Below are 14,891 nucleotides of genomic sequence, written 5' to 3' on the forward strand. Positions count from 1 at the left end.
CAGACTGGAGCCTTGCCCGTGGATATCACCAGTGCAGTACACACCCTCACTGAAAGCGCCAACACGCTGTTCATCCTGATCGGTGCCATCATGGTACTGGCCATGCACGCCGGTTTCGCCTTCCTCGAAGTGGGCACCGTGCGGCACAAGAACCAAGTCAATGCCCTGGTCAAGATCATGACCGATTTCGGCGTCTCCGCCGTGCTCTATTTCTTTGTCGGCTACTACATTGCCTACGGCAGCCACTTCATGACCGGCGCCGCCGAGCTGACCGCCAATAACGGCTACGAGCTGGTCAAGTTCTTCTTCCTGATGACCTTCGCCGCCGCCATTCCCGCCATCGTTTCCGGCGGCATTGCCGAACGGGCGCGGTTCTACCCAATGTTGGTGGCCTCCGGCCTGATCGTCGGCCTCGTGTATCCGTTCTTTGAAGGGCTGATCTGGAACGGCAACTACGGTTTCCAGAACTGGCTGGAGTCCCAGTTTGGTGCACCGTTCCACGATTTCGCCGGCTCCGTGGTGGTGCACGCCGTCGGCGGCTGGGTCGCCCTGGCCGCCATCCTGTTGCTGGGTGCCCGCAATGGCCGCTACCGCAACGGCAAGGTGGTGGCCTTCGCCCCCTCCAACATCCCGTTCCTGGCCCTCGGCGCCTGGATCCTGACGGTCGGCTGGTTCGGCTTCAACGTAATGTCCGCCCAGACCCTGGACGGTATCAGCGGCCTAGTGGCGGTGAACAGCCTGATGGCGATGGTCGGTGGCATCCTGGTGTCCATGGTACTGGGCCGCAAGGACCCGGGCTTTATCCACAACGGCCCGCTGGCCGGACTGGTGGCGGTATGCGCCGGCTCCGACCTGATGCACCCCGTTGGCGCACTGATCACCGGCGGAATTGCCGGCGCGCTGTTCGTGTATCTGTTCGAGTGGGCCCAGGCCCGGATCGAACGGCTGGACGACGTACTGGGCGTCTGGCCGCTGCACGGGGTCTGCGGCGTCTGGGGCGCCATTGCCTGCGGCATCTTCGGACAGCCCGGTCTCGGCGGCCTCGGCGGCGTCAGCCTCGGCGCCCAGCTGGCCGGCTCGGTGGCCGGCGTGGCGGTGGCCTTCGTCGGCGGCCTGGTGGTCTATGGCGGCATCAAGCAGGCGGTGGGCCTGCGCCTGAGCGACGAGGAGGAGTTCAACGGCGCCGACCTCAGCATCCATCGCATCGGCGCCAACGCCATCGACTGACCCCGCCCCTCTGGCCCGTCTTTTGCTATACCTAAGAGATACCGGTGCCATCCTTGCGGCACCGGTACCGGGCCAGAGGTGGAACCATGCTGATAGAACCGCCAGCCGAAGGGCTGTACGACGAACTTTTTGATTCCGACAACCGGGTGCGCCCCCACTGCCGCATGCTGGAGCAGTGGCTGATCCACAGCGACGAAGACCTGATCGCCGAAAAACGGCGCGAGGCGGACGTCCTGTTCCAGCGCCTGGGCATCACCTTCAATGTCTACGGCGAGGAGCTGGGGGCCGACCGGCTGATTCCCTTCGACCTGATTCCCCGGGTCATCTCCGCCGCCGACTGGCAGAAGCTTCAGGCCGGCCTGCGCCAGCGGGTCCAGGCACTGAACCGGTTCCTGTTCGACATCTACCACGATTACGACATCGTCCGGGCCGGGGTGATCAGCGCCGAGCAGGTGTTCGCCAACCCTCAGTACCAGCCGGGCATGCAACAGATGAAGTTGCCCCGTAACCTGTATGCCCACATCGCCGGCATCGACCTGATCCGCCACAACGACGGCGATTTCTACGTGCTCGAGGACAACCTGCGCTGCCCCAGCGGCGTCTCCTACATGCTGGAGAACCGGCGCATGATGATGCGCCTGTTTCCGGAACTGTTTGCACAAACCCCGGTGGCGCCGGTGGACCACTACCCCAACCTGCTGGGCGAAACCCTGCGCGCCGCCTCCCTCAAGCCGGATCCCACGGTGGTGGTGCTGACGCCCGGGCGCTTCAACAGCGCCTACTTCGAACACGCCTTCCTGGCCCGGCAGATGGGAGTGGAGCTGGTGGAGGGACCGGACCTGTTCGTGCGCGACAACCGGGTGTTCATGAAAACCACCATCGGCCCGCAGCAGGTGGACGTCATCTACCGCCGCATCGACGACGATTTCCTCGACCCGCTGGCCGGCAACCCGGACTCGCTGCTCGGCGTGCCCGGGCTCTACGCCGCCTACCGTTCCGGCCACGTGGTGCTGGCCAACGCCATGGGCACCGGCGTGGCCGACGACAAGTCGATCTACCCCTACGTGCCGGACATGATCCGCTTCTACCTCAACGAGGAACCGATCCTGAAGAATGTGCCGACCTGGCAGTGCCGCAAGGAAAAAGACCTGCAGTATGTGCTGGAACACCTGGAGGAACTGGTGGTCAAGGAAGCCCAGGGCGCCGGCGGCTACGGCATGCTGATCGGTCCCAAGGCCAGCCGGAAAGAACTGGCCACCTTCCGTGCCCTGCTCAAGGCCAAGCCTGAAAATTACATAGCCCAACCCACCCTGAGCCTGTCCACCTGCCCCACCTTCGTCAACGACGGCATCGCGCCGCGCCACCTGGACCTGCGCCCGTTCGTGCTGTCCGGCAAGAAAATCCAGATGGTGCCCGGGGGTCTGACCCGGGTGGCCCTCAAGGAAGGGTCGTTGGTGGTGAACTCGTCCCAGGGCGGCGGCACCAAGGACACCTGGGTACTGGAGGATGACCGATGCTAAGCCGAGCCGCCGCCAGCCTGTTCTGGATGGCCCGTTACCTGGAACGGATGGAAATCCAGGCCCGCCTGCTGGACGTCAGCCTCACCATGGCGCTGATCGACGTGCCCGAGGACCGGGAGGAGCAGCTCTCCGTGCCGCTGCTGGTGTCCGGGACCCGGGATCAGTTCTGGCAGTTCCACGACGAGGTCACGCCACAGCGCCTGATCGACTTCCTGCTGCTGGACGACCGCCACGACGCCAGCGTGTTCAGCATGATGCGGCACGCCCGCGACAACGCCCTGCACGTGCGGGGCAACCTCTCCTCCGATGTCTGGGAAAGCATCAACCGGACCTGGCTGGAACTGAAGGACCTGAGCCGCAGGGGCGTGCGCGAATCCAACGCCAGCTCGGTGTTCGACTGGGTGCGTGAGCGTTCGCACACCTTCCGGGGTGCTGTCTACGGCACACTGCTGCGCAACGATGCCTTTCATTTCCTGCGGCTGGGCACGTTCATCGAGCGCGCCGACACCACCGCCCGGGTGCTCGACATCCGCCATGTCATGGCTACCCAGTCGATGGCGGAACACTCCACCCGCAGTTTTTTCGAATGGACCGCGCTGCTGCACTCCCTGGCGGCCTTCGAAGCCTACCAGAACACCTATGGACACAACCTGGAACCGATGAACGTGGCCGAGCTGCTGGTGCTGTCGGCGGACGTGCCCCGTTCGCTGCACAGCGGTCTGAAGGAGATTTCCAGCCTGCTGGAGCAGGTGGAAAGCGGCCGGGCGCAGCGGGCAAGGCGACTGGCCTCCAGCCTGTACGCCAACATCCGTTACGGCGACCGGGACTACATCGCCGAGCGCGGCCTGCACAGCTATCTGGTGGATTTTCTTGGGCGAATTCAGCACATCGCCGACCAGATCCAGAAAGACTACATGGGATGGTAGGATGAGACTCCATATCAAGCACAATACCAACTACACCTACGAAACGCCGGTGCAAAACAGCATCCAGTACCTGCGCCTGACCCCCCGCAACACCCCTCAGCAGCGCATCCTGGAATGGACCCTCACCACCCCCGGGGAAACCAGCCAGATGACCGACGGCTTCGGCAACCTGGTAACCGTGATGACCCTAGACGAACCGGTCAGCGACATCACCCTGACCGCCGAGGGCGTGGTGGACCTGACCGGCACGCCGCTGACCCGGGACGACACCCCGTTCCCGCCCCAGGTCTTTCTCAGACACACGCCGCTGACCGAAACCAGCCCTGCGATCCGGGCCTTCGCCAGCCGCTACAGCCCGCACAAGCGCAGCCTGCTCAAGCTGATGAAGGACCTGCGGGACCATGTCCGCTTCAACCCCGGCGCGACCACCGTTACCCACACCGCCGCCGAGGCGTTCGAGCTGCAGGCGGGCGTGTGCCAGGACCACACCCACATTTTCATCGCCTGCTGCCGGCACATCGGCGTGCCGGTGCGCTACGTCAGCGGCTACATTCATTCCCAGGGGGACGAGCACCTGGCCACCCACGCCTGGGCCGAGGCCTGGCTGGGGCGCAGCTGGCACACCTTCGATGTCGTCAACACCCTCAGCGTTGCGGAGAGCCACATCAAACTGGCCACCGGCCTGGACTACCGCGACGCCGCGCCGGTGCGGGGCGTACGCAGCGGGGGCGGCACCGAGCATCTGGACACACGGGCCTGGGTGACGCAACCGGGCGACAACCAGTAGGCGGCAGGCCGGCGAAAAAAACGCTCACGACGCGCGCCGGTTGGCAGTAGACTACGCTGCAACACAGTGCCTGCAGGAGGGCCTTCATGACCTATTGCGTAGCCATGCGACTGGCCGAGGGGCTGGTATTCGCGTCCGACTCCCGCACCAACGCCGGGTTCGACCAGATTTCCACCTTCCGCAAGATGCACGTGTTCGAGAAACCCGGCGAGCGGCAACTGGTGCTGCTCTCCGCCGGTAACCTGGCCACCAGCCAGAGCGTCATCAGCCTGCTGGAGCGCCGGGCCGGTTCCGGTGACAGCAATCTGATGAACACCCAGAGCATGTTCGAGACCGCCGAGCTGGTGGGCCAGACCATTCGCGAGGTGACGCGCCGCGACAACCCCAACGGTGCCATGAGCCACGTCGATTTCAGTTGCTCGCTGATCCTGGGCGGTCAGATCAAGGGCGAGGCACCGCGACTGTTCAACATCTACCCGGAAGGCAACTTCATCGAAGCCACCGAGGAAACCCCCTACTTCCAGATCGGTGAGTCCAAATACGGCAAGCCCATCCTGGACCGCATCATTCACTACCGCCTCTCTCTGGAGCGGGCCTACCAATGCGCCCTGATTTCCTTCGATTCCACCATGAAGAGCAACCTGTCGGTGGGCATGCCGCTGGACATCGCCCTGTACCGGCGCGACCAGCTCACGCTGTGGTTCCGCGACCGGGTCACCGACCAGAGCGAGTACTTCCTCCAGCTCCGGCAGCAGTGGCATCAGGGGATCCAGTCGCTGTTCGCGAGTCTCGACCCGCCCGACGTGCCCTGAACCCCTCCAGCCAGGACAGCAGCGCCGGAATCACCAGCAGCACCAGCAGCGTCGACAGGCCCAGGCCAAAGGCGATGGAGGTGGCCATGGGAATCAGGAACTGCGCCTGCAACGAGGTCTCGAACAGCAGCGGCAGCAGGCCGCCGATGGTGGTCAGCGAGGTCAGCAGGACCGCCCGGACCCGCTGCACCACCGCCTCGTTCAGGGCCTCGGTGATGCCCAGGCCGTGCTGCCGCTGCTGACGGTAGAAGGCCACCAGAATGATGGCGTTGTTGACCACGATGCCGGACAGGCCAAACAGACCGAACAGGGACAGGATGGTCAGCTGCAGCCCCATCAGCCAGTGCCCCAGCAGCGCGCCCACCAGGGCGAAGGGGATGATCGCCATGACGATCAGCGGCAGGCTCCAGGATGCGAAAATCCAGGCCAGCACCACATACATCAGCGCCAGGCCAATGACCAGCCCGGTCTTCATGTCGGCCAAGGTGTCCCGCTGGTCCGCCGCGCGCCCCTCGAAGCTGTAGCGCACGCCATACCGGCGCGCAAGCTCCGGCAATACCGAGGCGTCCAGGCTGGCCAGGGTCTGGTCGCTGGTGGCCAGCCGGGTGTCCAGCGCCGAGCTCACCTCCACCGCCAGCCGGCCGTCGGCGTGGCGCAGGGCCTGGAAGCCCTGGCGGTGATCCAGCGCCATGACCTGGGCCAGCGGCACGAAGCGGCCGTCCGGCACCCGTACCGTCAGGCGTGACAGGGTCGACAACCGTTCCCGCTCCGCCCGCGGCAGCATCACACGCACCTCCACCTCGTCACGACCGTCCTGATAGATCTGGGCCACCCGGCCATCAAACGCCGCCCGCAACTGGCGGCCGAGGTCCTCGGTGCTCAGCCCCAGGGCCTCGCCGTAGGGACTGACTTGGTAAATCAGCTGCTCCCGGCCCCAGGGCATGTCGTCCTCCACATCCAGCACCCCCGGCAACGTAGCCAAGGCCTGGGCCAGCTCGTCGGCGGCCTGCTTCAGGGCCGTCGCGTCCTCGCCGGTCAGGCGCACGTTCACATCCCGCCCCGGCGGCCCGGCCTGACGTTCCGACAGCGTCAGGGTATCGATGCCCGGCGGCAGGACCAGCCGGCGCCGCCACTCCCGGATGAACTCCGGGTTTCGGACCGAGCGCCGGTCCGAGGGCACCAGCTCCACCAGCATCGAACCCAGTTCATCACCGCTGCGGCTGCTGCCCTCGGCGCCCTGGGTCGCCCCCTGAGTGGTCACCGCGTGCCGGATCAGGCCCCCCCCCAGGGCCTGTTCCGTCTCGTTCAGGGTGCGCTCCATCTGGCGCAGAAACGCCGCCACCGTACGCCGATCGGTACCGGCGACGAAACTGGCGTTGGCGTAGAGCACCGACGGCTCCGGAGTGGGAAAGAAATTGAAGCCGAGGCGACCGCCGGCCAGCAGGCCCAGAGTCACCGCCGACAACGCCAGGGCACTGGCGACGGTGATGCCCCGATGAGCCAGGCTGAGTGCGGACAGGCGCCGGAACGGTCCGTCCCGAAAACGGTCGAAGCCCTGTTCGAAGCGCCGGCGCCAGCGGGCCACCCGGCCGCTTCGATCGCCGCGGCCAGGACGGAAGGCATGGCGCAGGTGCGCCGGCAGCACCACGAAGCATTCCAGTAGCGACGCCGCCAGCACGCAGATCATCACCAGCGGGATGTCACCGAGGATGTTGCCGATCACACCGCCCACCACCAGCAACGGCATGAACGCCGCCACCGTGGTCAGGGACGAGGCCAGAACCGGCCACACCATGCGCTTGGCCGCCCCCTCCGAAGCGTACAACGGGTCCTCGCCCATGCGGGCGTGGGCGTCGGCATCCTCGCCCACCACGATGGCATCGTCGACGATCACCCCCAACGCCATGATCAGGGCGAACAGCGAGATCATGTTGATCGAGCCGCCCATCAGCCACAACACCGCCAGCGCCGCCAGAAACGCGGTGGGAATGCCCACCGCCACCCACAGGGCCACCCGCCCGGGCAGAAACAGGTACAGCAGGCAGACCACCAACACCAGGCCACTGAGGCCGTTTTTCAGCAGCAGCGAGATGCGGTCGTCGAGCAGCTGCCAGGTTTCATCGTAAACCTCCAGGCGCACCGACGGCGGCAGCACCGGCCGGGTGTCCCGCAGCCAGTCCTCCAGAACCCGGGCGGCGACCAGGGAGTTGCCGTTCTCCGCCCGTTGCAGCAACAGCTCCACCGCGGGCTGGCCGTCCCGTTCCAGGGTCGTCTGCCCGTCCCGCGCCTCCTGGCGGATGATGGCGATGTCGCCCAGGCGTACCCGCGCCCGTCCATCGCTGAGCACCGGGATACTCTCGTAGGCCTGGGGACTGCGCCGCTGCGCCACCGAGCGCAGCTCGCGGGTGGCGTCCTGCTGCGCCAGCAGGCCCGCCGGCAGGTCCCGGGAAATGGCCGCCACCCGGTCGGCGATCTGCGCCAGTGACAGGTTCAGGCTTTCCAGTCGCGCCACCGGCACCTCGATGCTGATCTGCTGTTCCGGCACGCCCCGAATCGTCACCCGGTCGATGCCCCGCTCCAGCAGGTCGGTCTCGTACTGGTACGCCAGCTGTCGCAGTTCGTCGCGCGCCACCGGGCCGTACAGCAGCACCCGGGCCACGGGTTCATAGCGGGCCACCCGGGCCACCTGCGGCGGCTCCGCCTCCGCCGGCAGGTTGGTGAATTCATCCACCTGCTGGCGCACGTCGTCCAGGGCCTGGATCGGGTCGGTCCCCTCGTGGAACTCCAGGGTGATGGCGGACACCCCCTGGGCGGAGGTGGAGGTCATCCGCTTGAGGCCGTCGAGGCTGCGCAGACGCTGCTCCAGGGGATCGGTGATGCCCTGCTCCACATCCTCGGCGGCAGCCCCGGACCAGAGCACCCGGACGCTGACCACATCCAGGGCGAAGGTGGGGAAAAACTGGATGTTCATCCGGTTCAGCGCCAGCACGCCGGCCAGCACCATGACCACCATGACCAAGTTGCCGGCCACCCGGTGATGAACGAAGAAACCGATCACGCCCCTACGACGCTTCATGAGCCCGGCTCCGGTTCCACCGCATCCACCTTCAGACCGGTAACCGCATTGGGCAAGTGGGTGACCACCAGCCGCTGGCCCGACGCCAGCGACGGGCCGGCAATCAGCAACCACGGGCTGCCGTCCGGCCGCCGGATCTCGCCCACCCGCTCCACGGCGACGCGGCGCAGGCGCTGCTGATCATCCACCAGGTAGACCCGATCGGCGCCGTACAGGGCACTGAACGGCACCGCCACCGTGTCGGCCCGGGCCGGCCGCTGCAGCAGGATCGGCAGCAGCGCCCCGGGACGGGGGCGTCCCGTGCCGGGCATCAGGCGCAGGATGGCCTCGGTGCCGGCCGGGCTGGCTTGGCCGGAGAAGCGGACCAAACGAAACCGGTAACCGCCCTCGGTGGCTTCCGCCCGCAATTCCGCGCCCGCGGCCAGGGCCTGTTCCAGCTCCGGACGGTAACCTTCCGGCACCAGCGCCCGAAGCTCCAGGCCGTCCTCCGGGTAGAGGGTCAGCAGCGGGGCGTTCCGTGCCACCTGATCCCCCGGCGCCACCCGGATATCGGTCACCACACCGGCAAACGGTGCCAGGACTCGGGCCCGATCGGCATCACGGCGGACCGTCGCCCAATTGGCACGGGCCTGCGCCAGCCTCGCCTCCAGGCTGGCCATTCGGGCCGGATGCTCATCAATCGCCCGCTGCCGGGTACGGACGGTCAGCTCCGCTCGGGCCAAGGCATCGGTGGCCGCCTCCAGGCTCTCCCGCGATGCCAGGTTACGGGCCAGCAGCGACTCCAGCCGTTGGAACTGGCGCCGGGCGTTGGCGAGGATGGCCTGCTCACTCTCCAGTGCCCGCAGATCGCTGCGGTGACGAACCGACTCGGCCGCGATCTGCGCCTCCAGATCCGCCACCTGGGCCTCGGCCTGGTGCAACAGGGGCGTGACATCCTCCTCCGACACCGCCACCAGCAGCGCGCCGGCGGCAACCGTGTCACCTTCCCGCACCGGCCGCTCGGCGACCCGGCCGGCCAGGCTGGCCACCACCGTCAGCTGGTCCGGGGCCACCACTTCCCCATACAAGGGCAACACCGGGGTATGCCGCGCCAGCGTCAGGGTCTGGACCCCGACCCGCCAGCTGCGCTCGGCCGGCTCCGCGTCCGGCGGCTCCGGCCGGGTCAGTCTGAGCAGCAGGAAGCCGGCCACGCCAGCCGCAAGAATCAACAGGGGGAGCCATCGTTTCGCCATCGTCGACATGTTCGGTCATGCATCCATGAGGGACAGGGAAAGTGATTGAAACTACTATACAATCTGAAGTCGTTTTCGGATCGCACCCGCATCCGCAAAGGCCATTCACGCACGGGGAGCCGGGAACCCATGGCGGCACACGATCATCTGCTCATGTTCAACGTCACGTTGCTGAACATCACCATCGTGTGCACCGTTGTCATCATCCACAACGAAGCCCTGCTGCGGCTGAGTTCGATTCTCTCCCGGATGCGCCAGAACCAGCACTTCCGGCTGATCGTCGCGGTGCTCGGCTGCCTGACCGCGCACGCCCTGGAAGTCTGGATCTTCGGTTCCGCCTACTATTTCATGCACCATGCCGACGGCTGGGGCACCCTGGTCGGCACCTTCAGTGGCAGCCTGCTGGACTGCGTCTACTTTTCCTTCACCACCTTCACCACCCTGGGCTACGGCGACATCGAAGCCCTTGGCCCGCTGCGGTTTCTGACCGGCATCGAGGCGCTCACCGGCTTTGTCCTGATCACCTGGAGCGCCTCGTTCCTGTACGTCGAGATGCAGCGCTACTGGCCCACCCGGTAACGGAACTATACCCGGCCGCGCCGGGCCAGGGCGTAATACAGCAGCGGCACCACCAGGATGGTGAACAGGGTGGACAGCGCCAGGCCGAACACCAGTGAGATCGCCAGGCCGTTGAAGATCGGGTCGCTGAGTATGAAGTACGCCCCCACCATCGCGGATATGGCGGTCAGCGCGATCGGCTTGATCCGCACCGCGCCGGCCAGGATCACCGCCTCCTCCAGCGACACCCCCTCATCCAGCCGCTGGCGGATGAACACCACCAGCAAGATCGAGTTGCGCACGATGATGCCAGCCAGGGCGATCATGCCGATCATGCTGGTGGCCGTGAACTCCCGCCCCAGCAACGCATGGCCGGGCATGATGCCGATCAGCGTCAGGGGAATCGGCGCCATCACGATCAGCGGCATCAGGTAGGAACGGAACTGGGCCACCAGCAGCACGAAGATCATAAACACCCCGACGCTGTAGGCCGCGCCCATGTCCCGGAAGGTTTCATAGGTGATCTGCCACTCACCGTCCCACTTCAGGGTGCCCTTTTCCGGCAGGGGCGGCTGGCGGATGAAGTGCTGCTCCGGCGCCGCCGGATCCTCCTTCAGCCGCTGCACCATGGCAAACATGCCGTACAGGGGGGAGTCCACCGCCCCGGCCATGTCGGCGGTGACGTAGGTGACCGGCAGCAGGTCCTTGTGGTAGAGGGCACCGAGCCAGTCCGCCTCCCGCACCTCGGCAACACTCGCCAGAGGCACCAGGGTGCCCTCCCGGCTGCGCACCGGCAGCGACAGCAGCGCCGCCGGCTGGGCCTTGTCGCCTTCCGGCAGCACCAGACGAATCGGCACCGGGTATTTGGCCTGTTCATCGTGCAGGTAGCTCACGCCCGCGCCGGCCAGGGCGGTTTGCAGGGCGCTGACCACCTGGGCCTGGGAGACCCCCAGGCGCGCCGCCCGGGCCCGGTCCACCACCACCCGCCACTGCCGGGTGGGAGCCTCCAGGGAGGTGTCGATGTCCACCAGGCCGTCGACCCGGCGCATGCCCTCGGCCACCCGCTGGGCCAGTTCCGCCCGGCGCTGGTCATCGGCGGCGTAGACTTCAGCCACCACCGGCGACAGCACCGGCGGCCCTGGCGGCACTTCCACCACCTTCACCGTCGCGCCGTGGCGTTCGGCGATGGCGGTGAGTGGCGCGCGCAGGGACTGGGCGATGTCGTGGGACTGGCGTTGCCGGGCCTCGGCCGCCACCAGGTTGACCTGGATATCACCGTGGTAGGGGTCGCCGCGCAGGTAATACTGGCGCACCAGGCCATTGAAGTTGATGGGTGAGGCGGTGCCGGCATAGGCCTGCCAGTTGGCCACCTCCGGCACGGTTTCCAGGTAGTGCCCCATGGCCAACAACACCCGCTGGGTCTGTTCCATCGGGCTGTCCTCGGGCAGGTCCACCACCACCTGCAGCTCGGACTTGTTGTCGAATGGCAGCATCTTCAGGATCACCGCCTGGAACACCGGCAGCGCCGCCGCCAGGACGGTCAGCGCCACCACCGCCAGCGCCAGCAGCCGGCGTCGCCAGGCATGCTCGCCCAGGAACGGCGACAGCAGGGCCCGGAACAGCCGCAGTGCCCGCGGGCTGACCCCCTCGGCCCCGGCCGCTCCGTCCCCGGCCGGCGGGTGCGGCTCCGGGCGCAGCAGGCGCAGGGCCAGCCAGGGTGCCACGACAAAGGCAACAATCAGGGAAATCAGCATGCCGGCGGAGGCGTTGATCGGGATCGGGCTCATGTAGGGTCCCATCAGGCCGGTCACGAAGGCCATCGGAATCAAGGCGGCCATGATGGTCAGGCTCGCCATGATGGTGGGCGAGCCAACCTCATCCACCGCCACCGGAATCATCTGCGCCACCGGACCACGGCTGCCCTGGATACGCCGGTGGATGTTCTCCGTCACCACGATGGCGTCATCCACCAGAATGCCAATGGAGAAGATCAGGGCAAACAGCGAGACCCGGTTGAGGGTGAAGCCCCAGGCCCAGGAAAACACCAGGGTGAGCAGCAGCGTCACCAGCACCGCCACACCGACAATCAGTGCCTGCCGCCAGCCCATGGCGGCCAGCACCAGCAGCATCACCGCCAGGGTCGCCGATACCAGATCGGTGATCAGTTTACGGGCCTTGTGGGAGGCGGTTTCGCCATAGTCCCGGCTGACCAGCACCTCGACGTCCAGCGGCAGCGCGCGGTTGCGCAGACTGTCCAGCCGCTCGCGGATGGCGCGGGTGATCTCGATGGCATTCTCGCCCGGCTTCTTGGCCACCGCCAGGGTCACCGCAGGATAGACCCGGTCGGCGCCCGGGACCGGCTGGCCGTCCGGGCCAAAGCCGATCAGCACGCTCTGGTCCGGTACCGTGCCACCGCGACGCACCTCGGCCACGTCGTCCAGGTGCACCGCCGCGCCCTCGTGCATGCCCACCACCAGCCGGCGCACGTCCCCGACCGTTGCCAGCAGGGTGCCGGCCTGGACCGGGATCGACAGGTTGTCCCGGGTCACCCGGGCCTCCTGACTGCTGGCGTTGGCGGCCTGCAGGGCATCGCGCAGGTCGTCCAGGGTCAGGCCGAAACCGGTCAGCAGGGCCGGGTCCAGGCGCACGTCCACCCGGTCCGGAATACCGCCGACAGTGTACACGTCACGGGTGCCCGGTACCCGCTTCAGGGCCACTTCCAGCATATGCGCCAGGCGGGTCAGTTCCTCACCGGCCAGGCGGTTGCCCGGATCGTACAAGGTCAGGGTCATCACCGGCACGTCGTCGATGCCCCGGGGCTTGACCAGGGGCTGGCTGGCCCCCAGATCCGAAGGCAGCCAGTCCTGATTCGAGTACACCTGGTTGTACAGCCGCACCAGCGCCTCCCGGCGCGACACCCCCACCTCGAACTGCACGGTGATCACCGCCTGGCCCTGGCGCGACACCGAGTACACGTGCTCGACCCCCTGGATCTCGCTCATCACCTGCTCGGCCGGCGTGGCGATCACGCTTTCCACCTCCCGGGCGCTGGCGCCCGGGAAACTCACCAGAATGTCGGCCATGGTGACGTCAATCTGGGGCTCTTCCTCCTTCGGGGTGACCACCACCGCCAGCACCCCCAGCACCACAGACAGCAGGATGGCCAGGGGCGTCAGTCGGCTGTCCTGAAACACCCGGGCGATGGCGCCGGAGGGCCCGACCCGGGCCGGCGTCCCGCTCACTGGTCTGCCTCCGCGCCGGCGGGCAACGCCAGCCACCCGGTGCCCACCAGCGCCGAGGGGTTGATCACCACCCGTTCGCCCTCGTCCACCCCGGCCAGGATTTCCAGCCGGTCACCGTCGCGCACCCCGGGACGAACCTGGCGCAGGCGCGGCCGGTCGCGATCGTCCAACAGCCACAGGGCCCGCAGCTCGCTGCGCTGGATCAGACTGGTCGCGGGCACCCAGAGAGTATCCCGCTGCGCCACCGGGACCCGTACCTTGACCAGCATGCCCGGGAACAACGAGCCGTTCGGCTCGGTCAGCGGCATGCGCAGGCGGAAGGTGTGGGTCGCGGGATCGGCGTAGGGATAGAAGGTCATGGCGCCGGTTTCCAGCACCCGTCCATCGGACAGGGTGACAGTGGCCCGGCGCTGGGAGCGGGCCAGGTCGGCGTACTTCTGGGGCAAGTCCACCACCACCCGCAGCTGCTCCAGGGACAGGCCGCTGAGTAAGGGCTGGCCGGGGCTGACGGCTTCGCCGATCTCGACATGCCGCTCGGTGAGGATGCCGCCGTAGGGGGCCGTGATGCGGGTATAAGCCAGCTGTTTCTCGGCTTCGGCCACCGACGCCTCGGCGCGCGCCACCCGGGCCTCTGCCGCCGCCAGGTTGTTGCGGGCCTGATCAAACTCCTGCTGCGACACCAGCCCCCGCGCGTGCACGGATTCGATGCGTTCGAACCGCTGACGGGCGTCCGCCAGCCCGGCCCGGGCTTCTTCCAGAGCCGCCTGGGCCTGGTTCAGGCGGGCCTGCTGCTCGCTGTCCTCCAGCTGCACGATCAGCGCCCCGGCCGGTACCGAGTCGTCGACATCGTAGGGCAGAGCCTGGACGGTGCCGCTGGTCTGGGCGGAGACGGTACTCTGCTGGACCGCCTCGATGAGGCCATCCAGCAGCAGAGTTTCCTCCGCCGGCGCTCGCGTCACCGGCACCACCGACAGCGCCGGCTCCCGGGCCGATGCCTGGGTTGCGAGCAGGCTCGCGGCCAGGGCCGCGAGCGCGAGGACACCAGGACGGATACCCATGGTCATAATTCCTTTTGGCTATTTCGTTATAACAGCATAATACAGAGGTTTCCCCCAGCGCGCATGGCCGGCGTCCGCAAAACGGCGTCTGCGCCGGTAAGCATCGTCCACGGCCGGTACCGGCGCCAGAAACGTTCATCGCGATTTACCGGGAAAGGCGGCTTTTTTCTGGTTCATCATCTCAGGCGCCCCCTGAGCTTCGGGCAGCACCCCTCCCCGACAGGTCATCGTCAGGTGACAGTCCGGCCGGACTTTTCTATCATAGGTGCCGACTGCAAGACCCATGTAAGGACGCATCATGGACATCAGGACCGATGTCAGCCAGCGCAGCGCCAACGCTGCCGCGGAAGCCCCCGCCCCGGTTCACATGACACATCGGGAGGGCCGCTGATGGACCGTTCAACCCCGTTGCCCTTCGAACCCAACACCACGCCACTGGGCCGGTACGGCGCA

General features: G+C 67.1%; 10 protein-coding genes. 6 read left to right on the forward strand and 4 right to left on the reverse strand.

Annotation, left to right across the window (positions count from 1 at the left end):
- Positions 1-18: 18 nt before the first annotated feature.
- The 5 genes from BTO32_RS03850 to BTO32_RS03870 all read left to right on the forward strand — a co-directional run bounded on the left by BTO32_RS03850 (position 19) and on the right by BTO32_RS03870 (position 5,272).
- The gene (locus BTO32_RS03850) at positions 19-1,227 is read left to right on the forward strand and encodes an ammonium transporter (protein ID WP_076723126.1); all 1,209 of its coding nucleotides are present in this window, start codon (positions 19-21) and stop codon (positions 1,225-1,227) included.
- A gap of 86 nt (positions 1,228-1,313) precedes the next feature.
- Positions 1,314-2,747, forward strand: coding sequence for a circularly permuted type 2 ATP-grasp protein (locus tag BTO32_RS03855; protein WP_076723127.1), 1,434 nt, complete (start codon positions 1,314-1,316; stop codon positions 2,745-2,747).
- Positions 2,741-3,673, forward strand: coding sequence for an alpha-E domain-containing protein (locus tag BTO32_RS03860; protein ID WP_076723128.1), 933 nt, complete (start codon positions 2,741-2,743; stop codon positions 3,671-3,673). The genes BTO32_RS03855 and BTO32_RS03860 overlap by 7 nt, the downstream gene beginning before the upstream one ends.
- A gap of 1 nt (position 3,674) precedes the next feature.
- Entirely contained in the window at positions 3,675-4,460 is a 786-nt protein-coding gene (locus tag BTO32_RS03865) for a transglutaminase family protein (RefSeq protein WP_076723129.1), read from the forward strand.
- A gap of 86 nt (positions 4,461-4,546) precedes the next feature.
- Entirely contained in the window at positions 4,547-5,272 is a 726-nt protein-coding gene (locus BTO32_RS03870) for a proteasome-type protease (protein WP_076723130.1), read from the forward strand.
- Here the strand turns inward: BTO32_RS03870 and BTO32_RS03875 are convergent.
- Together BTO32_RS03875 and BTO32_RS03880 are read right to left on the reverse strand one after the other, a co-directional pair.
- Positions 5,175-8,348 carry an efflux RND transporter permease subunit gene (locus BTO32_RS03875; RefSeq protein WP_076723131.1) on the reverse strand — a complete coding sequence of 1,058 codons (3,174 nt, stop codon included), beginning with the start codon at positions 8,346-8,348 and terminating at the stop codon, positions 5,175-5,177. The two genes, BTO32_RS03870 and BTO32_RS03875, sit on opposite strands and share 98 nt — an antisense overlap.
- Complete coding sequence (locus tag BTO32_RS03880; RefSeq protein ID WP_076723132.1) at positions 8,345-9,580, reverse strand: efflux RND transporter periplasmic adaptor subunit; 1,236 nt, start codon at positions 9,578-9,580, stop codon at positions 8,345-8,347. Before BTO32_RS03880 ends, BTO32_RS03875 begins: the two co-directional genes overlap by 4 nt.
- 129 nt (positions 9,581-9,709) lie before the next feature.
- Here BTO32_RS03880 and BTO32_RS03885 point away from each other — a divergent pair, with 129 nt between their 5' ends.
- Positions 9,710-10,159, forward strand: coding sequence for a potassium channel family protein (locus tag BTO32_RS03885; protein ID WP_217696998.1), 450 nt, complete (start codon positions 9,710-9,712; stop codon positions 10,157-10,159).
- Positions 10,160-10,164: 5 nt separating this feature from the next.
- Here BTO32_RS03885 and BTO32_RS03890 read toward each other — a convergent pair whose 3' ends face one another.
- Positions 10,165-13,380, reverse strand: a complete 3,216-nt coding sequence (locus BTO32_RS03890; protein ID WP_076723133.1) for an efflux RND transporter permease subunit — start codon at positions 13,378-13,380, stop codon at positions 10,165-10,167.
- Positions 13,377-14,438 (reverse strand): efflux RND transporter periplasmic adaptor subunit, encoded by a 1,062-nt coding sequence (locus BTO32_RS03895; RefSeq protein WP_076723134.1) that lies wholly within the window; start codon positions 14,436-14,438, stop codon positions 13,377-13,379. The genes BTO32_RS03890 and BTO32_RS03895 overlap by 4 nt, the downstream gene beginning before the upstream one ends.
- Positions 14,439-14,891: the final 453 nt, after the last annotated feature.

Origin of the sequence: Marinobacter lutaoensis (genome assembly GCF_001981305.1) — a bacterium.
Lineage (GTDB): Bacteria > Pseudomonadota > Gammaproteobacteria > Pseudomonadales > Oleiphilaceae > Marinobacter > Marinobacter lutaoensis.

Excerpts from the sequence above, each read along its gene's own strand:
- BTO32_RS03855 (WP_076723127.1), top strand. The coding sequence starts at position 1,314 with ATGCTGATAGAACCGCCAGCCGAAGGGCTGTACGACGAACTTTTTGAT.
- BTO32_RS03860 (WP_076723128.1), top strand. The coding sequence starts at position 2,741 with ATGCTAAGCCGAGCCGCCGCCAGCCTGTTCTGGATGGCCCGTTACCTG.
- BTO32_RS03865 (WP_076723129.1), top strand. The coding sequence starts at position 3,675 with ATGAGACTCCATATCAAGCACAATACCAACTACACCTACGAAACGCCG.
- BTO32_RS03870 (WP_076723130.1), top strand. The coding sequence starts at position 4,547 with ATGACCTATTGCGTAGCCATGCGACTGGCCGAGGGGCTGGTATTCGCG.
- BTO32_RS03875 (WP_076723131.1), bottom strand. The coding sequence starts at position 8,348 with ATGAAGCGTCGTAGGGGCGTGATCGGTTTCTTCGTTCATCACCGGGTG.
- BTO32_RS03880 (WP_076723132.1), bottom strand. The coding sequence starts at position 9,580 with ATGGCGAAACGATGGCTCCCCCTGTTGATTCTTGCGGCTGGCGTGGCC.
- BTO32_RS03885 (WP_217696998.1), top strand. The coding sequence starts at position 9,710 with ATGGCGGCACACGATCATCTGCTCATGTTCAACGTCACGTTGCTGAAC.
- BTO32_RS03895 (WP_076723134.1), bottom strand. The coding sequence starts at position 14,438 with ATGGGTATCCGTCCTGGTGTCCTCGCGCTCGCGGCCCTGGCCGCGAGC.